Annotated in this window: 21 protein-coding genes and 3 tRNA genes; 19 read left to right on the forward strand and 5 right to left on the reverse strand. The window is 55.3% G+C overall.

All coding sequences use genetic code 11. The features are described from left to right. Nucleotides 1-4 precede the first annotated feature (4 nt). Both asd and rsgA read right to left on the reverse strand, forming a co-directional pair. A complete protein-coding gene (asd, locus tag ACWWFX_RS18505; RefSeq protein WP_276220700.1) occupies nucleotides 5-967 on the reverse strand; it encodes an archaetidylserine decarboxylase in 963 nt (320 codons plus the stop codon). 117 nt (nucleotides 968-1,084) lie between these two features. Further along, nucleotides 1,085-2,140, reverse strand: coding sequence for a small ribosomal subunit biogenesis GTPase RsgA (gene rsgA, locus ACWWFX_RS18510; protein WP_041686331.1), 1,056 nt, complete (start codon nucleotides 2,138-2,140; stop codon nucleotides 1,085-1,087). A 94-nt stretch (nucleotides 2,141-2,234) separates the two neighbouring features. Between rsgA and orn the strand changes: the two genes are divergently transcribed. The 4 genes from orn (at nucleotide 2,235) to ACWWFX_RS18530 (ending at nucleotide 3,305) form a co-directional block, all read left to right on the forward strand. After that, complete coding sequence (orn, locus tag ACWWFX_RS18515; protein ID WP_276220698.1) at nucleotides 2,235-2,780, forward strand: oligoribonuclease; 546 nt, start codon at nucleotides 2,235-2,237, stop codon at nucleotides 2,778-2,780. A gap of 223 nt (nucleotides 2,781-3,003) precedes the next feature. Next, nucleotides 3,004-3,079: transfer RNA gene (locus tag ACWWFX_RS18520), tRNA-Gly, on the forward strand. Between the two features lie 37 nt (nucleotides 3,080-3,116). Continuing rightward, nucleotides 3,117-3,192: transfer RNA gene (locus ACWWFX_RS18525), tRNA-Gly, on the forward strand. Between the two features lie 37 nt (nucleotides 3,193-3,229). After that, a tRNA-Gly gene (locus ACWWFX_RS18530) sits at nucleotides 3,230-3,305 on the forward strand. A gap of 268 nt (nucleotides 3,306-3,573) precedes the next feature. On the opposite strand, the gene queG is transcribed toward ACWWFX_RS18530, so the two are convergent. Next, entirely contained in the window at nucleotides 3,574-4,713 is a 1,140-nt protein-coding gene (gene queG / locus ACWWFX_RS18535) for a tRNA epoxyqueuosine(34) reductase QueG (RefSeq protein WP_473224446.1), read from the reverse strand. Between queG and nnr the strand changes: the two genes are divergently transcribed. The 15 genes from nnr to ACWWFX_RS18610 all read left to right on the forward strand — a co-directional run bounded on the left by nnr (nucleotide 4,712) and on the right by ACWWFX_RS18610 (nucleotide 22,325). Next, nucleotides 4,712-6,238 carry a bifunctional ADP-dependent NAD(P)H-hydrate dehydratase/NAD(P)H-hydrate epimerase gene (nnr, locus tag ACWWFX_RS18540; RefSeq protein WP_473224447.1) on the forward strand — a complete coding sequence of 509 codons (1,527 nt, stop codon included), beginning with the start codon at nucleotides 4,712-4,714 and terminating at the stop codon, nucleotides 6,236-6,238. The two genes, queG and nnr, sit on opposite strands and share 2 nt — an antisense overlap. Continuing rightward, entirely contained in the window at nucleotides 6,231-6,692 is a 462-nt protein-coding gene (gene tsaE, locus ACWWFX_RS18545) for a tRNA (adenosine(37)-N6)-threonylcarbamoyltransferase complex ATPase subunit type 1 TsaE (RefSeq protein ID WP_015966217.1), read from the forward strand. Before nnr ends, tsaE begins: the two co-directional genes overlap by 8 nt. 16 nt (nucleotides 6,693-6,708) lie before the next feature. Then, nucleotides 6,709-8,055: an N-acetylmuramoyl-L-alanine amidase AmiB gene (amiB, locus tag ACWWFX_RS18550; RefSeq protein ID WP_473224448.1), complete on the forward strand. Its 1,347-nt coding sequence runs from the start codon at nucleotides 6,709-6,711 to the stop codon at nucleotides 8,053-8,055. 9 nt (nucleotides 8,056-8,064) lie between these two features. Further along, the gene (gene mutL, locus ACWWFX_RS18555) at nucleotides 8,065-9,915 is read left to right on the forward strand and encodes a DNA mismatch repair endonuclease MutL (protein ID WP_276220688.1); all 1,851 of its coding nucleotides are present in this window, start codon (nucleotides 8,065-8,067) and stop codon (nucleotides 9,913-9,915) included. Then, nucleotides 9,908-10,858 carry a tRNA (adenosine(37)-N6)-dimethylallyltransferase MiaA gene (gene miaA, locus ACWWFX_RS18560; RefSeq protein ID WP_276220686.1) on the forward strand — a complete coding sequence of 317 codons (951 nt, stop codon included), beginning with the start codon at nucleotides 9,908-9,910 and terminating at the stop codon, nucleotides 10,856-10,858. Before mutL ends, miaA begins: the two co-directional genes overlap by 8 nt. A gap of 84 nt (nucleotides 10,859-10,942) precedes the next feature. Beyond that, nucleotides 10,943-11,254, forward strand: coding sequence for an RNA chaperone Hfq (gene hfq, locus ACWWFX_RS18565; protein ID WP_015966213.1), 312 nt, complete (start codon nucleotides 10,943-10,945; stop codon nucleotides 11,252-11,254). Between the two features lie 71 nt (nucleotides 11,255-11,325). Further along, on the forward strand, nucleotides 11,326-12,606 hold the full coding sequence (gene hflX / locus ACWWFX_RS18570) for a ribosome rescue GTPase HflX (protein ID WP_015966212.1): 1,281 nt from the start codon (nucleotides 11,326-11,328) through the stop codon (nucleotides 12,604-12,606). Nucleotides 12,607-12,699: 93 nt separating this feature from the next. Next, nucleotides 12,700-13,959, forward strand: a complete 1,260-nt coding sequence (hflK, locus tag ACWWFX_RS18575; protein ID WP_276220681.1) for an FtsH protease activity modulator HflK — start codon at nucleotides 12,700-12,702, stop codon at nucleotides 13,957-13,959. 2 nt (nucleotides 13,960-13,961) lie between these two features. Beyond that, on the forward strand, nucleotides 13,962-14,966 hold the full coding sequence (hflC, locus tag ACWWFX_RS18580; protein ID WP_276220678.1) for a protease modulator HflC: 1,005 nt from the start codon (nucleotides 13,962-13,964) through the stop codon (nucleotides 14,964-14,966). A gap of 73 nt (nucleotides 14,967-15,039) precedes the next feature. Continuing rightward, nucleotides 15,040-15,237: a DUF2065 domain-containing protein gene (locus ACWWFX_RS18585; protein WP_015966209.1), complete on the forward strand. Its 198-nt coding sequence runs from the start codon at nucleotides 15,040-15,042 to the stop codon at nucleotides 15,235-15,237. Between the two features lie 102 nt (nucleotides 15,238-15,339). Further along, nucleotides 15,340-16,638: an adenylosuccinate synthase gene (gene purA / locus ACWWFX_RS18590; protein ID WP_276220676.1), complete on the forward strand. Its 1,299-nt coding sequence runs from the start codon at nucleotides 15,340-15,342 to the stop codon at nucleotides 16,636-16,638. A 205-nt stretch (nucleotides 16,639-16,843) separates the two neighbouring features. After that, a complete protein-coding gene (gene nsrR / locus ACWWFX_RS18595; protein WP_015966207.1) occupies nucleotides 16,844-17,269 on the forward strand; it encodes a nitric oxide-sensing transcriptional repressor NsrR in 426 nt (141 codons plus the stop codon). 38 nt (nucleotides 17,270-17,307) lie between these two features. Further along, nucleotides 17,308-19,749, forward strand: a complete 2,442-nt coding sequence (gene rnr / locus ACWWFX_RS18600; RefSeq protein ID WP_276220672.1) for a ribonuclease R — start codon at nucleotides 17,308-17,310, stop codon at nucleotides 19,747-19,749. Between the two features lie 106 nt (nucleotides 19,750-19,855). Next, nucleotides 19,856-20,587 (forward strand): 23S rRNA (guanosine(2251)-2'-O)-methyltransferase RlmB, encoded by a 732-nt coding sequence (gene rlmB, locus ACWWFX_RS18605; protein ID WP_276220670.1) that lies wholly within the window; start codon nucleotides 19,856-19,858, stop codon nucleotides 20,585-20,587. A gap of 118 nt (nucleotides 20,588-20,705) precedes the next feature. Continuing rightward, a complete protein-coding gene (locus ACWWFX_RS18610; RefSeq protein ID WP_473224449.1) occupies nucleotides 20,706-22,325 on the forward strand; it encodes an isovaleryl-CoA dehydrogenase in 1,620 nt (539 codons plus the stop codon). A 63-nt stretch (nucleotides 22,326-22,388) separates the two neighbouring features. On the opposite strand, the gene yjfN is transcribed toward ACWWFX_RS18610, so the two are convergent. Both yjfN and bsmA read right to left on the reverse strand, forming a co-directional pair. After that, nucleotides 22,389-22,664 (reverse strand): DUF1471 family protease activator YjfN, encoded by a 276-nt coding sequence (yjfN, locus tag ACWWFX_RS18615; protein ID WP_015966203.1) that lies wholly within the window; start codon nucleotides 22,662-22,664, stop codon nucleotides 22,389-22,391. A gap of 160 nt (nucleotides 22,665-22,824) precedes the next feature. Beyond that, a complete protein-coding gene (gene bsmA / locus ACWWFX_RS18620; protein WP_149464966.1) occupies nucleotides 22,825-23,136 on the reverse strand; it encodes a biofilm peroxide resistance protein BsmA in 312 nt (103 codons plus the stop codon). Between the last annotated feature and the right edge of the window lie 202 nt (nucleotides 23,137-23,338).

Genomic DNA, 23,338 nt, shown 5'->3' on the forward strand with positions numbered 1-23,338 from the left:
GAAGTTAGCTTTCGTCTTTCTTATCGTCGACCAGCGGGCTGGCTTCAATTTCAGCCGCCACTTCTTCCTCTGGCAGAACTTCCGGCTCTGGAACGACAACGGCTTCGGTTGAGACTGCCAGGGGTTGGCCCAGCTTCGTCACAGAGAGGCTCTTCAGCTCTTCAATCAGCTGGACTTTGCCTGGCGCGAAGAGATTGATGACCGTGGAACCCAGTTTGAAGCGGCCCATCTCCTGGCCTTTCAGCAGGGCAATGGAACCTTCGCTGTCACCCGCCGGCCAGGTCCAGCGTTTGATCACGCCTTCACGCGGCGGCGTGATCGTACCTGCCCATACGGTTTCGATACTGCCAACGATGGTCGCACCGACCAGAATCTGTGCCATCGGGCCAAATTCGGTATCGAACAGGCAAATAACGCGTTCGTTACGGGCAAACAGGTTAGGTACGTTCTGCGCGGTCAGGTGATTCACGGAGAAGAGATCGCCCGGCACGTAGATCATTTCGCGCAGGATACCGTTGCACGGCATATGTACGCGGTGATAGTCACGCGGAGACAGGTAGGTGGTGGCGAAAGTCCCGTTGCGGAAAAGATCCGCCATCAGGTAGTTGCCTGCCAGCAGCGCTTCCAGCGAATAGTCGTGGCCTTTAGCCTGCAAAATTTTGTCTTCTTCGATACGGCCTAACTGGCTGATTACACCGTCGGCAGGCATCACCAGCACGTTAGGATCGGTATTGAGTGGGCGCACATCGTCACGCAGCGGACGCACAAAGAAATCGTTGAAGGTGCGATAGCTGGCGGTATCTGGTTTCTGCGCCTCTTGCATATCGACCTTGTAGTATTTCACAAACAGATCGATAACCAGTTTGGTCAGCCATCCTGCTCGCTTGCTCGCACCCCAGCCTGCGAGGCGGGTAAGCCACAGTTTAGGCAGAATGTATTGCAGTGAAAGTTTAAGATCGTTTAACAAAGTAGCCTCCAGGCCATGATGTGTCGTTCCTGAACCCGCATCATGCGCGGGTCCCAAAAGAAAAGGTGGCGATTTTAACGACGCACGCGATAAATGTCAGTCGCTAAAGCATAATTCTCAGTTATCACCATCAGAAAAGTTTTTACGCGTTTTTACCTGCGACATACTTTCCAGAATGCGGTGATAATTTTCGAATCGCGTCTCGGCAATTTTACCTTCTTCAACGGCTTCGCGGATGGCGCAGCCGGGATCGGTGTCATGTTTGCAGTCGCGGTATTTGCACAAACCCAGATAATCATGGAATTCGACAAAGCCGTTGGTGATTTGTTCCGCCTCAAGATGCCAGAGGCCAAATTCTCGAACGCCAGGAGAATCAATCACATCGCCGCCATGCGGGAAGTGATAAAGGCGTGCGGCGGTGGTGGTGTGCTGGCCTAAACCGGAGTTATCGGAAACATCATTGGTGAGGATCCGTTCTTCGTTGAGACCAAGCAAAGCATTCAACAGACTCGATTTCCCGACGCCGGACTGCCCGGCAAAAATGCTGATGCGGTCGGTCAACGCCTCTTCCAGCGGTTTCAAACCATCCTGTGTATGGCTGGAAACCATCAGCACGCGATAGCCAATGTTGCGGTAGATATCCATCTGCTCATTCACGAAAGCCATGCTTTCGTCATCCAGCAGATCGATTTTGTTCAGCACGATGATTGGTTCGACGTCCAGCGTTTCGCAGGCAACGAGATAACGGTCGATAATATTCAGCGACAGTTCCGGCAGAATGGCCGAGACGATAACGATTTGGTCGATATTGGCGGCAATCGGTTTTACACCGTCGTAAAAGTCCGGGCGCGTCAGCACCGAGGTACGTTCATGTACCGCTTCCACGATGCCTTTGACGTTCACGCCTTCGGCTGCCGCTTTACCCGGACGCCAGACAACGCGATCGCCGGTAACCAGCGAACGAATGGTGCGGCGGATGTTGCAGCGGTGCGTCTCGCCGTCGGCGGATTCAACGTCAGCATGCATGCCAAAACGGCTGATAACGGTGCCTTCAGCGGTTTCACCAAACAGATTGTCATCGTAGTCGGGCTTCTCCGCAGTCGTTTTAAGACGGCGCTGGTGGTTAGCCGACACGCGACGCTGCTGACCTTTGGAGAGTTTATTTTTACTCAATCGTACAGACTCCTGGTCGCCCATAATGGGCAAAAGATCTATGATACACGCTATTTTTGATGAATATAGTCACGCGACAAGGGTGGAAAATAACATGAGTGCAGATGAAAACAACCTGATTTGGATCGATCTGGAGATGACCGGTCTCGATCCCGAGCGCGATCGCATTATTGAAATCGCCACCCTGGTGACTGATGCGAATCTTAACATTCTGGCTGAAGGCCCGACGATTGCGGTGCATCAGTCTGATGAACAACTGGCGCTGATGGATGATTGGAACGTGCGCACGCATACCGGCAGCGGGTTGGTCGAACGCGTGAAAGCAAGCACCCTTGACGACCGCGCGGCGGAACTGGCCACGCTTGAATTCCTCAAGCAGTGGGTTCCGGAAGGGAAATCGCCGATTTGCGGTAACAGCATCGGCCAGGACCGTCGTTTCCTGTTCAAGTATATGCCGGAACTGGAATCCTACTTCCACTATCGTTATCTGGACGTGAGCACGCTCAAAGAGCTGGCGCGTCGCTGGAAGCCGGAAATTCTCGACGGCTTTAAGAAGCAGGGCACGCACCAGGCGATGGATGACATCCGTGAGTCAGTGGCTGAACTGGCCTACTATCGCGAAAACTTTATTAAGCTCTGATTCTCGTCTTTGCCGGATGGCGCTTGCCATTCGGCGTAAAAAGCACCAGGATGATGAATTATTCGTCACTTGAACGATATTTCAAAAAAAACGCTTCAGGGGGGGTTGCAGCAAAAAGGATTTCTCGTATAATGCGCCTCCCGTAACGACAGAGAAATCAACGTTACGACAGCGTCAAATTAATCACAAGATTTCAGGTTTAGAACTTAGAAATCATGATGATGCGGGAATAGCTCAGTTGGTAGAGCACGACCTTGCCAAGGTCGGGGTCGCGAGTTCGAGTCTCGTTTCCCGCTCCAAAATTTGAAAGATGCTTTCTAAGCATGCACCACCCAAGCGGGAATAGCTCAGTTGGTAGAGCACGACCTTGCCAAGGTCGGGGTCGCGAGTTCGAGTCTCGTTTCCCGCTCCAAAATTTGAAAAGTGCTTTCTAAGCACGCACCACCCAAGCGGGAATAGCTCAGTTGGTAGAGCACGACCTTGCCAAGGTCGGGGTCGCGAGTTCGAGTCTCGTTTCCCGCTCCAAATTTTCTTTCTGATTATCGAAATCCACAGTGATGTTAATTCGCTGGGGTGATTTTTCGTTTCTGAAACACTCTTGTAAACAGAGTTATCCACAGAGTCGGGCACTATTCCTGGAATGCAAAATTCTTCGAATGGTGAATAGTATCTTTGTATCTTATTGATAATTAGTGAAAAATGAACATTTCAAAATGTTAATTCGATCACTTGACCTCTCTGTGTGCTTTGAATCCCTTTGCTTTTTTATTTTTATTCACAGCCTGTGAATGTTTTACGCGTCACGCGGTAATCCTTTCTCAACCACTCTCACCAGACGCTGTTTCTTCGGCAATTGCACCTCGACTACGCAAGCATTTCGCTTCTCAATTTGCTGCGCAATCGCCCATTCTATGTGTTCATCGAGAAGTGGGTGCTCACCTCGGCGCATCTCCAGCGCCTGAATAACCGCTTCACTCCACGGCGCATTGCCCAGCGCAACGGCAATATTACGCAGCCAGCGCAGATGGCCGATGCGGCGAATAGGCGAACCTTCAGTGACTTTCAGGAACCAGGCTTCATCCCAGGCAAAGAGTTCAATCAATTCCGGGGCATGCAGCGCCTTACGCGGGCTGAAGTCTGCTTCATCTGTCAGTTGCGAAAAACGATTCCACGGGCAAATTAGCTGGCAATCGTCACAGCCGTAGATGCGGTTGCCCATCAGCGGGCGAAATTCTTCCGGAATGGCGCCTTCCAGCTCAATGGTGAGATAGGAAATACAGCGACGCGCATCGACGGTGTATGGCGCTACGATAGCGCCAGTCGGGCAGATGGTCATGCAGGCGACGCATCGTCCGCACTCTTCCTCTACCGGTTTATCGATGGGCAGGGGCAGGTCAATCAGTAACTCACCGAGGAAAAAGAACGACCCGGCATCGCGGTTGAGGATAAGTGAGTGCTTACCTGTCCAGCCAATCCCGGCTTTTTCGGCGAGCGGGCGCTCAAGGATGGGCGCGGAATCAACAAAAGGTCTAAAATTCAGCGAGACGCACTGTTCCTGAATCAACTCGCCCAATTTTTTAAGACGATTACGCAGCAGCTTATGATAATCGCGCCCGAGCGCGTAGCGGCTGATATAACCGAGATCGGGATTTTTCAGGGTGCTGGCAAAGGCCGCATTGGCGGGCAGATAGTTCATTCGCACGCTGATGACGCGCAATGTGCCGGGCTGAAGCTCGTGAGGGCGGGCACGCATCATACCGTGGCGGGCCATCCACTCCATTTCGCCGTGGTATTGTTTGTCCAGCCATGCCTGTAATTTGGGCTCAGAGGCGCTGAGATCGGTATCGGTGATACCCACCTGCTGAAAGCCCAGTTCAGTGCCCCATTGTTTGATTTGTTGCGCTAACTGATTGAGATCGAGGGGCTGTGACATGACGGACCATACATTGACGAGAAACCCTGCAAGTATACCACACTCCGTGTGGGCTGCGGATGACCTGCGTCGCGCAGAAAAAGAGGCGGCGGATAGCCTTGGTATGACGCTGTTTGAACTGATGCTGCGCGCGGGCGACGCCGCGTTTACGCTGGCGCGTGCCACGTACCCAACAGCGTCACACTGGCTGATTCTCTGCGGCCACGGCAATAACGGCGGCGATGGTTACGTGGTGGCGCGTCTGGCGCAGGCGGCGGGCATCAACGTTACCCTGCTGGCGCAGGAGAGCGATAAACCGCTGCCGGAAGAGGCCCACGCCGCGCGAGAGGCCTGGCTGAACGCGGGCGGGGTGATCCACTCGCCGCAAACCGTGTGGCCGGAAGAGACCGACCTTATCATCGACGCGCTGCTCGGCACGGGCTTACAGAGCGCGCCGCGCGAGAATATTGCTCGCCTGATTGAGCTTGCGAATATGCATTCTGCCCCCGTTTTCGCAATCGATATTCCCTCTGGCCTGAACGCGCAAACCGGCACCACGCCGGGTGCGGTCATCCACGCCGCGCATACCCTCACGTTTATTGGCCTGAAGCCCGGCTTATTAACCGGCAAGGCGCGAGACGTGGTCGGGCGTTTGCATCATCATGCGTTGGGTCTGGAACGCTGGCTTGACGCGCAGACGACCGATATCAGCCGTGCCGACGCATCACAACTCACCGCGTGGTTCCCACCGCGCCGCCCGACGTCGCATAAAGGCGACCACGGCAAACTGGTGATTATCGGCGGCGATCACGGTACGGCTGGCGCGATACGCATGACCGGTGAAGCCGCGCTGCGCGCGGGGGCTGGATTAGTGCGAGTGCTTACTCGCATTGAGAACGTTGCGCCGATTATTACCGCCAGGCCGGAGTTGATGGTGCATGAACTGACGCCTGAAATCCTTGATGAGAGTCTGCAATGGGCGGATGCGGTGGTCATTGGCCCCGGGCTTGGGCAAAGCGCATGGGCAAAACAGGCGCTGAGAAAGGTAGAAAACGTTAATAAACCGATGCTCTGGGACGCCGATGCGCTGAACCTGCTGGCAATCAATCCCGATAAACGTCACAATCGCGTGTTAACGCCGCATCCCGGCGAAGCCGCGCGGTTACTGAACTGTCGCGTGTCAGAAATTGAAGCCGATCGCTTACTTTCTGCGCAGCGTCTGGTAAAACGGTATGGTGGCGTAGTGGTGCTGAAAGGCGCGGGCACGGTGGTGGCCTGTGAAGCGGGGGCAATAACGCTGATTGACGCCGGAAATGCCGGGATGGCCAGCGGCGGAATGGGCGATGTGCTCTCCGGTATCATTGGCGCATTGCTGGGGCAGGCCTTCTCGCTTTATGATGCAGCCTGCGCGGGCTGTGTCGCGCACGGTGCGGCGGCGGATGAACTCGCGGCGCGCTTCGGTACCCGCGGTATGCTGGCCACCGATCTCTTTTCCACGCTGCGGCGTGTTGTTAACCCGGATGTGATTGACGTAGACCATGATTAATCGAGTGATTCCCTTACCCGACGAGCAGGCGACCTTAGACCTCGGCGACCGCGTGGCGAAAGCCTGCGACGGCGCGACGGTTATCTATCTGTACGGCGATCTCGGCGCCGGCAAAACCACCTTCAGCCGTGGCTTCCTGCAAGCGCTGGGCCACCGCGGCAACGTCAAAAGTCCAACTTATACGCTGGTCGAGCCGTATACCCTCGATAAACTGATGGTTTACCATTTTGATTTGTACCGCCTTGCCGATCCCGAGGAGCTCGAATTTATGGGGATCCGCGATTATTTTTCTAACGATTCCATCTGCCTGGTGGAATGGCCGCAACAGGGCGCGGGTGTACTGCCTGAACCGGATATCGAAATACACTTAGATTACCAGGCGCAAGGGCGTGAGGCGCGCATAACCGCTGTCTCCTCATTGGGTGAGTCTCTGCTGGCGCGGTTTGCCGGTTAATTTTAGGGATCACGGGATGATTTTACGCGCAAAAGGTTGGCTGGCTGCGGCGCTGATGCTGTTCAGCGTCGGCGCAACAGCGGCAACGTTATCCGATATTCAGGTTTCAAATGGCGATCAGCAGGCGCGCATTACCTTCAGTTTTATGGGCGATCCTGAGTACGCATTCAGCCAGGATGGCCCGCGCAGCGTGGCGCTGGATATCAAACAGACGGGCGTGATTCAGGGGCTGCCGCTGCGTTTTAGCGGCAATAACCTGGTGAAAGCCATTCACTCCGGTACGCCGAAAGACGATCAGTCGTTACGTCTGGTGGTCGATCTCACGCAAAAGGGTAAAACCCAGGCGGTGAAAAAGCAGAACGGGGCGAGCTATATGGTGGTGTTTACCATCGATGCCGATGTTCCGCCTCCACCGCCACCACCACCTGCGCCAGTAGTGGTCAAACAGGTAGAAACGCCGGTAGTGACGCCTGCACCGCGACCGGTTGAACCTGCGCGTAATCCGTTTAAAACGCAAAACGATCGCATTACGGCGGTGACCAATACCGATACGGCGATTTCACGCCCGGCCAGCCGCACGCGCGTTGCCTCGGGTGACAAAGTGATTATTGCTATTGATGCGGGGCACGGTGGTCAGGACCCAGGCGCTATCGGCCCGGATGGCACGCGTGAGAAGAACGTCACCATCGCCATTGCCCGTAAATTGCGCGCGTTGCTCAACGACGACCCAATGTTCAAAGGCGTGCTGACCCGCGACGGCGATTACTTCATTTCGGTGATGGGCCGTTCAGACGTGGCGCGTAAACAAAACGCGCACTTCCTGGTGTCGATTCACGCCGATGCCGCGCCAAGCCGTTCAGCAAGCGGTGCATCCGTGTGGGTGCTCTCCAACCGTCGCGCCAATAGCGAAATGGCGGGCTGGCTGGAGCAGCACGAGAAACAATCCGAGCTGCTGGGTGGCGCGGGCGATGTGCTGGCAAACAGCCAGGCCGACCCGTACCTGAGCCAGGCGGTACTGGATTTGCAGTTCGGTCACTCTCAGCGCGTAGGCTATGACGTGGCCACCAATGTGATAAGCCAGCTACAGCGCGTGGGCAATATCCACAAGCGTCGCCCGGAACACGCCAGCCTTGGCGTACTGCGCTCGCCGGATATTCCGTCGATTCTGGTCGAAACCGGCTTTATCAGTAACACATCGGAAGAACGCCTGCTGGCCAGCGACGACTACCAGCAGAAACTGGCGGAAGCGATTTACAACGGGTTGCGTAACTATTTCCAGGCGCATCCGATCCAGTCTGGTCCGAGAGAAGATCAGGCCCAGACTGCCAGCGCCAACGCATCAACCGGAACGTTGATTAACTAAGGAGTCTTCATGCCGATTCAGGTTCTGCCGCCACAGCTTGCGAACCAGATTGCCGCTGGCGAGGTGGTAGAGCGACCTGCGTCGGTGGTGAAAGAGCTGGTGGAAAACAGCCTCGATGCGGGCGCAACCCGCATCGATATTGATATCGAACGCGGCGGCGCGAAGCTTATCCGCATTCGCGATAACGGCTGCGGTATCAAAAAAGACGAGCTGGCGCTGGCGCTGGCCCGTCACGCCACCAGTAAAATTGCCTCGCTCGACGATCTGGAAGCCATTATCAGCCTCGGCTTTCGCGGCGAAGCGCTGGCCAGTATCAGTTCCGTCGCCCGTTTAACGCTCACCTCCCGCACGGCCGAGCAGCCGGAAGCCTGGCAGGCTTATGCGGAAGGGCGCGACCAGGACGTGACGGTGAAACCCGCCGCGCATCCGGTCGGCACTACGCTGGAAGTGCTGGATCTCTTCTACAACACTCCGGCGCGGCGCAAGTTTATGCGCACCGAAAAAACCGAATTTAATCATATTGATGAGATTATCCGGCGCATTGCGCTGGCGCGTTTTGACGTGGCGATCACCCTCAATCACAACGGTAAGATGATCCGTCAGTACCGTGCGGTTACGCAGGGTGCTCCGCGTGAACGTCGGCTGGGCGCGATTTGTGGTACCGCGTTTCTTGAACACGCACTGGCAATTGAGTGGCAGCACGGTGATTTAACCCTGCACGGCTGGGTTGCGGACCCGAACCACACTACCCCGGCGTTAGCGGAAATTCAGTACTGCTACGTGAATGGCCGCATGATGCGCGATCGCCTGATTAATCACGCGATTCGCCAGGCTTGCGAAGATAAACTGGGTGCCGATCAGCAGCCGGCGTTTGTGCTGTATCTGGAAATCGACCCGCATCAGGTGGATGTCAACGTGCATCCGGCGAAGCATGAAGTGCGATTCCACCAATCGCGGCTGGTGCATGACTTTATCTATCAGGGCGTGCTGAGCGTACTGCAGCAGCAACTGGAATCGCCGCTACCGTTGGATGAAGATGACGACGAGCTCGCGCCGCGTCCCATTGCGGAAAACCGTGCGGCGGCGGGCCGCAATCAGTTCGCTGAACCTGCGGCGGCGCGCGAGCCTGACGCCCCGCGTTTTAACGCGCCGTCTTCGGGCGTGAGCACGCGCGGCGGCGCAAGCTGGCCGAATGCGCAGCCGGGATACCAAAAGCAGCAGGGAGCGCTCTATCGCCAGTTGCTCGATACCCCGAAAGCGCCGGAGAAACCGCAGCCATCGACGCCGGAGTCTCTTGCCGGACACAGTCAGAGCTTTGGCCGTGTTTTAACCATTGCGCCACCGTGCTATGCGTTACTGGAACGCGGCGGCAAACTTAGCCTGCTGGCGTTGCCCGTGGCGGAACGCTGGCTGCGCCTGGCGCAGTTGACGCCTGGCGAAACGCCGATTTGTGCGCAGCCGCTGTTGATTCCGTTGCGCCTGAAAGCGAGCGATGTTGAAAGCCAGGCGTTGCAAACGGCGCAGCCGCAACTCGCCTCGTTGGGCATTGATATTCTGGCAGAAGGCCAGCACGTGACCGTTCGCGCGGTGCCTTTACCCTTACGCCAACAAAATTTACAAAACTTGATTCCTGAACTGATAGGCTATCTGGTGCAACAAAGTCAGGTTGAGGCGGGTGATATTGCCCAATGGCTGGCCCGTAACCTGGCGAGCGAGCATGTTCAATGGAACATGTCTCAGGCTATCGCGATGCTGGCGGATGTTGAACGACTCTGCCCACAGCTGGTCAAAGCACCTCCAGGTGGTCTGTTACAACCTGTTGATTTAGATTCTGCGATGAACGCCCTGAGAAATGAGTGACGTGACCGAGACTCGCCTGCCAAAGGCAATTTTTTTAATGGGGCCAACCGCTTCCGGTAAAACGGCGTTGGCTATCGAATTACGTAAAGTTTTACCTGTAGAGTTGATTAGTGTTGATTCCGCCCTCATTTATCGAGGGATGGATATCGGGACGGCCAAGCCGAACGCGCAAGAATTGTCAGCCGCGCCGCACCGATTGTTAGACATTCTCGACCCGGCACAGGCGTACTCTGCTGCGGATTTCCGTCGCGATGCGCTGGCCGAAATGGCTGAGATTACCGCTGCAGGGCGTATCCCGCTTCTGGTTGGCGGTACGATGTTGTATTTCAAGGCGTTGCTGGAAGGATTGTCGCCGTTACCGTCGGCAGATCCCGAGGTCAGAGCGCGAATTGAGCAACAGGCAGCAGAGCAGGGGTGGACAGCGCTGCATGAGCAACTTAAGTCAATTGACCCGGTTGCCGCTGCGCGAATTCATCCAAATGATCCGCAAAGACTTTCCCGGGCACTGGAAGTTTTTTTCATTTCGGGTAAAACTTTAACGGAACTGACGCAAACGTCAGGAGACGCTCTGCCCTACAAGGTGCATCAGTTCGCCATCGCCCCGGCGAGCCGTGAACTGCTCCATCAGCGCATTGAGCAGCGTTTTCATCAGATGTTAGCTTCAGGTTTTGAAGCAGAAGTGCGGGCGCTTTTTGCCCGTGGAGATTTGCATACGGATATGCCTTCCATTCGTTGTGTTGGATATCGCCAGATGTGGTCATACCTCGAAGGCGAGATCCCATACGATGAAATGGTTTATCGAGGAGTTTGCGCCACGAGACAGTTAGCCAAGCGCCAGGTGACCTGGTTGCGCGGTTGGGATGGGGTTCACTGGTTAGATAGCGAACAACCTGAACAGGCGTTCAACGAAGTAATACAGGTAGTTGGTGATTGTGTAGACTGAATGTGTACAATTGAACCGTATTCGTGCGCAATTTTAAGGACCTGTGGGTTCTAAGTACAAATAAGCATATAAGGAAAAGAGAGAATGGCTAAGGGGCAATCTTTACAAGACCCGTTCCTGAACGCACTACGTCGGGAGCGTGTTCCGGTTTCTATTTATTTGGTGAATGGTATTAAGCTGCAAGGTCAAATTGAGTCTTTCGACCAGTTCGTGATCCTGTTGAAAAACACGGTCAGCCAGATGGTCTATAAGCACGCAATTTCCACTGTTGTTCCGTCCCGTCCGGTATCTCATCACAGCAATAACGCTGGCGGCGGCACCAGCAGTAACTACCATCATGGTAGCAACGCGCAGGGTTCTACCACTGCGCAGCAAGACAGCGACGACACAGAATAAGTTAACGCTGTTTCCCGGTCGGGGAGCCTGGTTTACCCGGTTCCCCGCTGGTATTTTATGAGGAATTACGCTTGTTTGACCGTTATGATGCCGGTGAGCAGGCGGTGCTGGTACACATCTATTTTTCGCAAGACAAAGATATGGAAGACCTCCAGGAGTTTGAATCTCTGGTCTCTTCCGCCGGTGTCGAAGCAATGCAGGTGATTACTGGTAGCCGTAAAGCACCGCACCCAAAGTATTTTGTTGGTGAAGGTAAGGCTGTCGAAATTGCGGAAGCCGTAAAAGCGACAGGGGCTTCTGTCGTACTCTTTGACCATGCATTAAGCCCAGCCCAGGAACGTAACCTGGAACAGCTGTGTGAATGCAGGGTGATCGACCGTACCGGTCTGATTTTAGATATTTTCGCCCAGCGTGCGCGCACCCATGAGGGTAAGCTGCAGGTTGAGCTGGCGCAGTTGCGCCATCTGGCGACGCGCCTGGTGCGTGGCTGGACCCACCTTGAACGGCAGAAAGGCGGGATTGGTTTGCGCGGCCCGGGTGAAACCCAGCTCGAAACTGATCGTCGTTTACTGCGTAACCGTATTATGCAAATCCTCTCGCGGCTTGAGAAAGTAGAAAAGCAGCGTGAGCAGGGACGTCGTTCCCGTACTAAAGCTGATGTCCCGACGGTATCGCTGGTGGGTTACACCAACGCCGGGAAATCGACACTGTTTAACCAGATAACCGAAGCGAAGGTTTACGCGGCAGATCAACTCTTTGCGACGCTGGACCCAACGCTGCGTCGTATCGATGTCGCCGACGTTGGCGAGACGGTGCTGGCGGACACGGTAGGCTTTATTCGCCACCTGCCGCATGACCTGGTGGCGGCGTTTAAAGCGACCTTGCAGGAAACCCGTCAGGCGACGTTGCTGCTGCATGTTATTGACGCAGCTGATGTCCGCGTGCAGGAAAATATAGAGGCCGTAAATACAGTGCTGGAGGAGATCGACTCGCTTGAGATCCCGACGCTGTTGGTCATGAACAAAATCGACGTGCTGGACGATTTCGAACCGCGCATCGATCGTGATGAAGAAAACAAACCTGTCCGGGTCTGGCTTTCCGCGCAGACCGGGGTGGGTGTGCCACTGCTTTTCCAGGCTTTAACCGAACGGCTTTCCGGGGAAGTAGCGCAGCATACTCTGCGTCTACCGCCTGAGGAAGGGCGTTTAAGAAGCCGTTTTTATCAGCTTCAGGCGATAGAAAAAGAGTGGATGGAGGAAGACGGCAGTGTCAGTCTGCAAGTTCGTATGCCGATTGTTGACTGGCGTCGCCTCTGTAAACAAGAACCGGCGTTGACCGATTACGTGGTCTAGCCGGCAGCTTGCCTGGAGCATGGAGTCATTTCGCCTGTCCCCTGCCGTCGCAAGACATTGGGGATCACCGCATAACAAATATGGAGCACATACATGGCGTGGAATCAGCCCGGTAATAACGGACAAGACCGCGACCCGTGGGGAAGCAGCAAACCTGGCGGCAACTCTGAGGGAAATGGAAACAAAGGTGGTCGCGAACAGGGGCCGCCCGATCTGGATGATATCTTCCGCAAACTGAGCAAAAAGCTCGGTGGCCTCGGCGGCGGTAAGAGCGGTTCTGGCGGCGGTACAACCCAGGGGCCTCGCGCGCCAATGGGCGGTCGCATCGTCGGTATCGCAGCGGCAGCCGTCGTCATTATCTGGGCAGCCAGCGGATTCTATACCATTAAAGAAGCCGAACGTGGCGTGGTCACGCGTTTTGGTAAGTTCAGCCATCTGGTTGAGCCGGGCCTGAACTGGAAACCAACGTTTATCGACGAAGTGACGCCGGTGAACGTGGAGGCCGTGCGTGAACTGGCCGCTTCCGGCGTGATGCTGACCTCTGACGAAAACGTGGTGCGCGTTGAGATGAACGTGCAGTACCGCGTGACCGATCCGCAGCGCTATCTGTTTAGCGTCACCAGCGCCGACGACAGTCTGCGTCAGGCGACCGACAGTGCCCTGCGTGGTGTCATCGGTAAATACACCATGGACCGCATCCTGACGGAAGGTCGTACCGTTATTCGTAGTGATACCCAGCGTGAGCTGGAAGAAACCATTCGTCCGTACAACATGGGTATCACCCTGCTGGACGTCAACTTCCAGGCCGCTCGTCCACCGGAAGAAGTGAAGTCTTCCTTCGATGATGCGATTGCCGCGCGTGAAAACGAGCAGCAATACATTCGTGAAGCGGAAGCGTACACCAACGAAGTTCAGCCGCGTGCGAACGGTCAGGCTCAACGTATTCTGGAAGAGGCGCGCGCCTATAAGACGCAGACCGTTCTGGAAGCGCAGGGTGAAGTGGCTCGCTTTGCCAAGATCCTGCCGGAGTATAAAGCAGCGCCGCAGATCACCCGTGAGCGTCTCTACATCGAGACCATGGAAAAAGTCCTGAGCCATACGCGTAAAGTGCTGGTTAACGATAGCAAAGGTGGCAACCTGATGGTTCTGCCGCTCGACCAGATGCTGAAAGGCGGGAATACCTCCGGTGCAAAGAACGATAACAGCGGGGCCAACAACCTGCTGCGTCTGCCGCCGGCGTCTTCCTCCAGCAACAGCGGAGCGAGCAACTCATCGTCCACCAGTCAGGGCGACATCATGGACCAACGCCGCGCTAACGCGCAGCGTAACGACTACCAGCGTCAGGGGGAATAACGATGCGTAAGTCAGTTATCGCGATTATCATCATCGTGCTGGTAGTGCTGTACACCTCTATCTTTGTGGTTAAAGAAGGTGAGCGTGGGATCAAGTTCCAGTTCAGCAGCGTCGTGCGTGATGGCGACAAAAAACCGTTGATTTATGAGCCGGGCCTGCACTTTAAAGTTCCGTTTATTCAGTCGGTTAAAATGCTGGATGCGCGTATTCAGACCATGGACAACCAGGCCGATCGCTTTGTAACCAAAGAGAAAAAAGACCTGATCGTTGATTCCTATATCAAATGGCGCATCAGCGATTTCAGCCGCTACTTCCTGGCAACAGGCGGTGGTGACGTTTCTCAGGCAGAAGTGCTGCTGAAACGTAAGTTCTCTGACCGTCTGCGTTCTGAAATTGGTCGTCTGGATGTAAAAGACATCGTCACCGATTCCCGTGGTCGTCTGACCCTGGAAGTGCGTGATGCGCTGAACTCCGGTTCTGCGGGTACCGAAGACGAAGTGGAAACGCCAGCCGCGGATAACGCGATTGCCGAAGCCGCTGAGCGCGTCACCGCTGAAACCAACGGTAAAGTGCCGGTCATCAACCCGAACAGTATGGCGGCGTTAGGTATTGAAGTGGTCGATGTGCGTATCAAGCAGATCAACCTGCCGACCGAAGTGTCTGAGGCGATTTACAACCGTATGCGTGCTGAGCGTGAAGCGGTTGCCCGTCGTCACCGTTCACAGGGTCAGGAAGAAGCTGAAAAACTGCGTGCGACTGCGGACTATGAAGTGACCAAAACGCTGGCGGAAGCTGAGCGTCAGGGCCGTATCCTGCGCGGTGAAGGCGATGCCGAAGCGGCTAAACTGTTTGCTGATGCATTTAGTCAGGATCCGGATTTCTATGCTTTCATCCGTAGCCTGCGTGCGTACGAAAACAGCTTCCAGAGCAACCAGGACGTGATGGTTCTGAGCCCGGACAGCGATTTCTTCCGCTACATGAAAACGCCGAACGCTACGGCGCGTTAATCGCCCACAGCGTGACTGCTTAAAAACCACCGCATCTTCGGATGCCGGTGGTTTTCTTTTATAAGGACGAAAAATGAACTCCACTATCTGGCTCGCGCTGGCGTTAGTTTTGGTGCTGGAAGGGCTTGGCCCGATGCTTTATCCGAAGGCCTGGCGCAAAATGATCGCTACGATGACCCAATTACCCGATACGATGTTGCGCCGATTTGGCGGCGGTCTTGTGGTTGCGGGCATTGTGATCTACTACATGTTGACGAAAACGATTAGCTGAACAAAAAGCGGCCTTTTCAGCATGATTTTGAATATAAAAAGTGCTGTATATCTGAAAAAGCGATGGTAGAATCCATTTTTAAGCAAACGGTGATTTTGAAAAATGGGTAACAACGTCGTCGTACTGGGCACCCAATGGGGTGACGAAGGTAAAGGGAAGATCGTCGATCTCCTGACAGAACGGGCTAAATATGTTGTACGCTACCAGGGCGGTCACAACGCAGGCCATACTCTCGTAATCAACGGTGAAAAAACCGTCCTCCATCTTATTCCATCAGGTATTCTTCGCGAGAATGTCATCAGCATCATCGGTAACGGTGTTGTGCTGTCTCCTGCCGCGCTGATGAAAGAGATGAAAGAACTGGAAGACCGTGGTATCCCGGTTCGTGAACGTCTGCTGCTCTCTGAAGCATGTCCGCTGATCCTCGATTATCACGTTGCGCTGGATAACGCACGTGAGAAAGCGCGTGGCGCGAAAGCGATTGGTACCACCGGTCGTGGTATCGGCCCGGCTTACGAAGATAAAGTCGCGCGTCGCGGTCTGCGTGTTGGCGATCTGTTCGACAAAGAAACCTTCGCTGAAAAACTGAAAGAAGTGATGGAATATCACAACTTCCAGTTGGTGAATTACTACAAAGTAGACGCAGTTGACTACCAGAAAGTGCTGGACGATGTCATGGCGGTTGCCGACATCCTGACCGGCATGGTCGTTGATGTGTCTGACCTGCTGGACCAGGCGCGCAAACGTGGCGATTTCGTCATGTTCGAAGGCGCGCAGGGTACGCTGCTGGATATCGACCACGGTACCTATCCGTACGTAACGTCTTCCAACACCACTGCGGGTGGCGTGGCGACCGGCTCCGGCCTGGGCCCGCGTTATGTTGACTACGTACTGGGTATCATCAAAGCTTACTCCACTCGCGTGGGTGCGGGTCCGTTCCCGACTGAGCTGTTTGATGACACCGGCGAATTCCTGTGCAAACAGGGTAACGAATACGGTGCAACCACCGGTCGTCGCCGTCGTACCGGTTGGCTGGATACCGTTGCGGTTCGCCGTGCGGTGCAGATCAACTCCCTGTCTGGCTTCTGCCTGACCAAACTGGACGTACTGGACGGCCTGAAAGAGGTTAAACTCTGCGTGGCTTACCGTATGCCGGATGGCCGCGAAGTCACTACCACTCCGCTGGCAGCAGACGACTGGGAAGGTATCGAGCCGATTTACGAAACCATGCCTGGCTGGTCTGAATCCACTTTCGGTGTGAAAGAGCGTAGCGGCCTGCCACAGGCAGCGCTGAACTACATCAAGCGTATCGAAGAAGTGACCGGTGTGCCGATTGATATTATCTCTACCGGCCCTGACCGTACCGAAACCATGATTCTGCGCGACCCGTTCGACGCGTAATTGATGGAAATGCCCGGTAACGAGAGTCACCGGGCCTGTAGGCCGGATAACGCGCATTGCGCTGTATCCGGCTTAATATCTTGCAAGATCCGCGCTTTTTTCCTTCCCGCACCGAAAAAATTAGCGACCTGGCTGGTGGCTGGTTTATCATCAATATAAATATTCGAAATTATTCTTCCCGAGTTCCTGTTCCCCTGAGGTTGATGTGCAGTTAACAAGCTTTACCGATTATGGATTACGCGCGCTGATCTACATGGCGTCGTTGCCAGATGGCAAGATGACCAGTATCTCTGAAGTGACAGAGGTCTATGGCGTGTCACGTAACCATATGGTGAAAATCATCAACCAGCTAAGCCGCGCGGGCTACGTGACGGCAGTGCGGGGGAAAAATGGCGGGATCCGGCTGGGCAAGCCGGCGGAGACGATTCGCGTAGGCGACGTTGTCCGCGAACTGGAACCTCTCTCGCTGGTGAATTGCAGCAGTGAGTTCTGCCACATCACACCGGCCTGTCGATTGAAACAGGCGCTTTCTCAAGCCGTGCAAAGTTTTCTCAAGGAACTGGATAACTACACACTGGCCGATTTGGTTGAAGAGAATCAACCGCTTTATAAATTATTGTTGGTGGAGTAAAGACTATCGCCGACAACGATGACTACGGAGGAACCGATATGTCACAAGACCCTTTCCTGGACCGCGAAGCTGAAAAATACGCCAATCCTATCCCGAGCCGGGAATTTATCCTCGATCATTTAACAAAACGTGAAAAACCTGCCAATCGTGAAGAGCTGGCGGTTGAACTGAACATTGAAGGCGAAGAGCAGATTGAAGCCCTTCGCCGTCGCCTGCGCGCCATGGAGCGTGATGGGCAACTGGTCTTCACTCGTCGCCAGTGCTATGCGCTGCCGGAACGCCTCGACCTGCTGAAAGGCATGGTTATCGGTCATCGCGATGGCTATGGCTTCCTGCGCGTAGAGGGGCGTAAAGACGACCTGTATCTCTCCAGCGAACAGATGAAAGTCTGCATGCATGGCGACCAGGTGCTGGCACAACCGCTGGGCGCGGATCGTAAAGGCCGTCGCGAAGCGCGTATTGTGCGCGTGCTGGAGCCGAGAACCGGGCAAATCGTTGGCCGCTACTTCACCGATGCGGGCGTCGGTTTTGTGGTGCCCGACGACAGCCGCCTGAGCTTTGATATTCTCATCCCGCCAGAAGCGGTGATGGGCGCGCGTATGGGCTTTGTGGTGGTGGTCGAACTGACCCAGCGCCCAACCCGCCGCACCAAGGCGATTGGTAAAATTGTCGAAGTGCTCGGCGATAACATGGGCACCGGCATGGCCGTTGACATGGCGCTGCGTACCCATGAGATCCCTTACGTCTGGCCGCCAGCGGTAGAAGCGCAGGTTGCCGGGCTGAAAGAGCAGGTGCCGGAAGAAGCGAAAATTGGCCGTGTCGATCTGCGTGATTTACCGTTGGTCACTATCGATGGTGAAGACGCCCGTGACTTTGACGATGCGGTTTACTGCGAGAAAAAACGCGGTGGCGGCTGGCGTCTGTGGGTGGCGATTGCCGACGTAAGCTATTACGTTCGTCCGCCAACCCCGCTGGACAAAGAAGCGCGCAACCGTGGTACGTCCGTTTACTTCCCGTCTCAGGTTGTACCGATGCTGCCGGAAGTGCTCTCTAACGGTCTGTGCTCGCTGAACCCGCAGGTTGACCGCCTGTGTATGGTCTGCGAAATGACCGTCTCATCAAAAGGCCGCTTAACGGGTTATAAATTCTATGAAGCGGTGATGAGCTCGCACGCGCGTCTGACCTACACCAAAGTGTGGCATATGCTGCAGGGCGATCAGGATCTGCGTGAGCAGTATGCGCCGCTGGTTAAGCACATCGAAGAGCTGCATAACCTCTATAAAGTGCTGGATGAAGCGCGCGGCGAACGTGGCGGTATCTCGTTCGAGAGCGAAGAAGCGAAGTTTATCTTCAACGCCGAACGCCGTATCGAACGTATTGAGCAGACGCAGCGTAATGATGCGCACAAACTGATTGAAGAGTGCATGATTCTGGCAAACATCTCGGCGGCGCGTTTCGTCGAGAAAGCGAAAGAACCTGCGCTGTTCCGTATTCACGATAAGCCAACGACGGAAGCGATTACCGCATTCCGTTCCGTTCTGTCGGAGCTGGGCCTGGAACTGCCGGGCGGCAACAAGCCGGAGCCGCGTGACTACGCCGAGCTGCTGGAATCCGTCGCCGATCGTCCTGACGCCGAAATGCTGCAAACCATGCTGCTGCGTTCGATGAAGCAGGCGATTTACGACCCGGAAAACCGGGGTCACTTCGGCCTGGCGTTGCAGTCGTATGCACACTTTACCTCGCCGATTCGTCGTTATCCTGACCTGTCGCTGCACCGCGCCATTAAGTATCTGCTGGCGAAAGAGCAGGGCCATAAAGGTAACACCACGGAAACCGGTGGCTATCACTACTCGATGGAAGAGATGCTGCAACTGGGTCAGCACTGTTCCATGGCCGAACGCCGCGCTGATGAAGCCACGCGTGACGTCGCTGACTGGCTGAAGTGTGACTTCATGCAGGATCAGGTGGGTAACGTCTTTAAAGGCGTCATTGCCAGCGTGACCGGTTTTGGCTTCTTTGTCCGTCTCGATGAGCTGTTTATCGATGGCCTGGTCCACGTTTCATCGCTGGATAACGATTACTATCGTTTCGACCAGATTGGTCAGCGTTTGATTGGTGAATCCGGCGGGCAGACCTATCGTCTGGGCGACCGCGTGGAAGTTCGCGTGGAAGCGGTAAACATGGACGAGCGTAAGATTGACTTCTCGCTGATTTCCAGCGAACGTGCGCCGCGTAATGTCGGCAAAACTGAACGCGAAAAAGCGAAGAAAGGCCCGGCGAATAAAAACGGCAGTCGCCGTCGCCAGGTTGGCAAGAAAGTGAATTTCGAGCCGGACAGCGCTTTCCGCGGTGAGAAAAAGCAGAAGCCGAAAGCCGCGAAGAAAGACGCGAGAAAAGCGAAAAAACCGTCTGAGAAAACGCAGAAAATTGCTGCCGCAACCAAAGCGAAGCGCGCGGCGAAGAAGAAAGTGGCGGAGTAAAACCTGCCCCTCACCCCGACCCTCTCCCCATAGGGGAGAGGGAGAATAATCGGTAGGCCGGGCAAGCGCAGCGCCCCCGGCAAAACGTTAGCAATGAGACCCATCAATGAGTGAAATGATTTACGGTATCCACGCAGTCCAGGCCCTGCTGGAGCGCGCTCCTGAACGTTTTCAGGAAGTCTTTATTTTAAAAGGCCGCGAAGATAAACGTTTGTTGCCGCTGATCCACGCGCTGGAAGCGCAGGGCGTGGTGATCCAACTGGCGAACCGCCAGTATCTGGATGAGAAAAGCGAAGGTGCCGTGCATCAGGGCATTATTGCGCGCGTGAAGCCGGGCCGCCAGTATCAGGAAAACGATCTGCCGGATCTGATCGCTTCGCTGGAAAACCCGTTCCTGTTGATCCTCGATGGCGTCACCGATCCGCACAATCTCGGCGCCTGCCTGCGTAGCGCCGATGCGGCGGGCGTGCACGCGGTGATTGTTCCGCGCGATCGCTCCGCGCAGCTTAACGCGACCGCGAAGAAAGTGGCCTGTGGTGCGGCGGAAAACGTGCCGCTGATCCGCGTCACTAACCTGGCGCGTACCATGCGCGTGCTGCAGGAAGAGAATATCTGGATCGTCGGCACTGCCGGCGAAGCGGATCACACCCTCTATCAGAGCAAAATGACCGGCCGTATGGCGCTGGTGATGGGTGCAGAAGGTGAAGGTATGCGCCGTTTGACCCGTGAGCACTGCGATGAATTGATCAGCATTCCCATGGCGGGCAGCGTCTCTTCGCTGAACGTCTCCGTGGCGACGGGCATCTGCCTGTTTGAAGCGGTACGCCAGCGCGGTTAATGCATCATGCGTTAAAATCAAGCCATCCCGCGGGATGGCTTTTTTGTGACCGCCATCCGGCGCCAAATCCTTACCTCTGTCCATACTTAAGGCACTGCCACTTGACGGAGGGAGACACATGTCCTGGCAAACGCACACCGTTTTTAATCAGCCTGGCCCGTTAAATAACAGCAATCTGTTTTTGTCCGATGGCGCATTGCGCGAGGCGCTGGCGCGCGAAGGCGCGGGCTGGGATAGCGACCTGCTGGCGAGTATCGGTCAGCAACTGGGTACCGCCGAATCGCTGGAACTGGGGCGGCTCGCCAACACCAATCCCCCCGAGCTTCTGCGCTACGACGCCACCGGCACACGTCTGGACGACGTTCGTTTTCATCCCGCGTGGCATCTGCTGATGCAGGGGCTGTGCGCCAACCGGGTACACAACCTGCCGTGGGAAGAGGATGCTCGCGCGGGCTCGTTCGTTGCCCGCGCCGCGCGTTTTATGCTGCATGCGCAGGTGGAAGCCGGAACGCTGTGCCCGATTACCATGACGTTTGCGGCCACTCCCTTGCTGCAACAGGCGCTGCCAGGTGAATTTAAAGAGTGGCTAACGCCACTTCTGAGCGATCGCTACGATCCGCATTTGCTACCCGGCGGGCAAAAACGCGGGTTGCTGATTGGGATGGGGATGACAGAAAAGCAGGGTGGTTCGGACGTGTTGAGCAACACCACGCGAGCGGAGCGTCTGGTGGATGGCAGCTATCGGCTGGTGGGTCACAAATGGTTTTTCTCGGTACCGCAAAGCGATGCGCACCTGGTGCTGGCGCAGGCCACTGGCGGGCTTTCCTGCTTCTTTATGCCGCGCTTATTGCCCGACGGGCAGCGCAACGCCATTCGTATCGAACGCCTGAAAGATAAGCTCGGTAACCGTTCTAACGCCAGCAGTGAGGTTGAATTTCAGGACGCTATCGGCTGGCTGCTGGGCGAAGAGGGCGAGGGCGTGCGGCAAATTCTACGCATGGGTGGCCTGACGCGTTTTGATTGCGCAATGGGCAGTCACAGCATGATGCGTCGGGCGCTGTCGGTGGCGCTTTATCATGCCTTCCAGCGTCAGGCGTTTGGCAAGAATCTGGTCGATTTACCGCTGATGCACCAGGTGCTGGGGCGAATGGCATTACAGCTTGAAGGACAAACGGCGTTTCTGTTTCGCCTTGCTGGCGCATGGGGACGGCAGTCACATGAGGCTGAGCGCCTTTGGGCGCGGCTGTTTACACCAGCGGCGAAATTCGCCATCTGCAAGGCGGGTATGCCGTTTGTCGCCGAGGCGATGGAAGTGCTGGGCGGTTCCGGGTATTGCGAGGAGAATGAACTGCCGCGTCTCTATCGCGAAATGCCGGTGAACAGTATCTGGGAAGGCTCTGGAAATATCATGTGTCTGGATGTGCTGCGCGTGCTGACAAAGCAGCCGGATGCGCTGGAACTGCTGGCGGAGATGTGCGGCGACGTGAAAGGCCAGGATCGCCACTACGATCGCCAGTGGCGGCAGTTGCAACAGCGTTTACGTAAGCCGTCGGAAGCGCAGGGGCGCGAAATTGTGATGCAAATCTATTTACTGGGTACGGGCGCGCAGATGCTGAAATATGCGTCACCACCGATGGCGCAGGCCTGGTGTCGAATGATGCTGGATACGCGCGGCGGCGTGTTGCTTAACGATCAGGTTATCAGTGACGTACTGCTGAGGGCGACAGGGGGCGTGTGAGGAAATGGCGACGTCGTGGAAGAGCGGCTTTCTGCCGGTTACTCTTCCACGCGTTTTATTGTCTCAGGCATAGATAATCGCCTGTGCTCGCCAGTTGTCCGGTTGCTGCTCTTCGTACATCTGAACAATGCGATACCAGGAAGCACCTTGTTCATCCGCTTTCTGGGCGATGGCATCTTCGACATCTTGCTGGCTACCGGAAATATTGTTCACGGAAATCAGCCCGATTTCATTCAGCCCGGTAACGCAATCCGCGCTGGCAAATTCAGCCGATTGCGCCGCGCTGGTGTTGGCTCCGCCAGAAAAGAGCAGGGTAGATAAGGTAAGAGATCGTTTCATCGTCAGCTCCATATACAAAACCCCGTAGGGCAGTCCATAGCAGACGTCAGGGCATACTTGCATCCGCTCCTTCGGATGGGTCGTTGTTGACGCCATATTGCATCAGGGAAACGTGAATAAGGTACAAACCTGCGTAAATCTGGTTCAACAATGTTGTCCACTATTTACGGTAAAGGATGGCCTGCGAATACCACTGCCCCGGAACCACCGTGCTGTCATCAATCATAATGATGACGTAGTAATCCGCTTTGGCCGCAGTCGCTTTGGCTTTCAGCGCGGCTTCGACATCCATTGGCGAGCCATATATCATGACGCTGATGGTGCCCATCCGCTGCAAGCCTTCCGTCTGGTTACGACGAATTTCTTGTGGAGTATCCGTTGCCGCTGGAGGGGCCGTAGGCGTACCTTCCAGAATGCTGCAACTGCTCAACAGTAACGCCAGTAACAGAGGAGTAAAGCGACGCATAACCATATCCCGTTTCCTGATATTCACAGTGTAGTGGTATAAGGAAATTCCCATTAGGGGAATGTTCCCGATTTGTTATCTCAAGCGCTATTTTCGAATGAAAATCTCACGAAAGTGCAACTTGGTTCTCAATGTTAAAAATCAGACAAAGGATCATCTGCTAAAGCCCCACTGCTTTGCCTGATATTCAGTATGCCGGAAGGAGGCA

It is taken from the genome of Pseudocitrobacter sp. 2023LY-00077 (assembly GCF_055796175.1).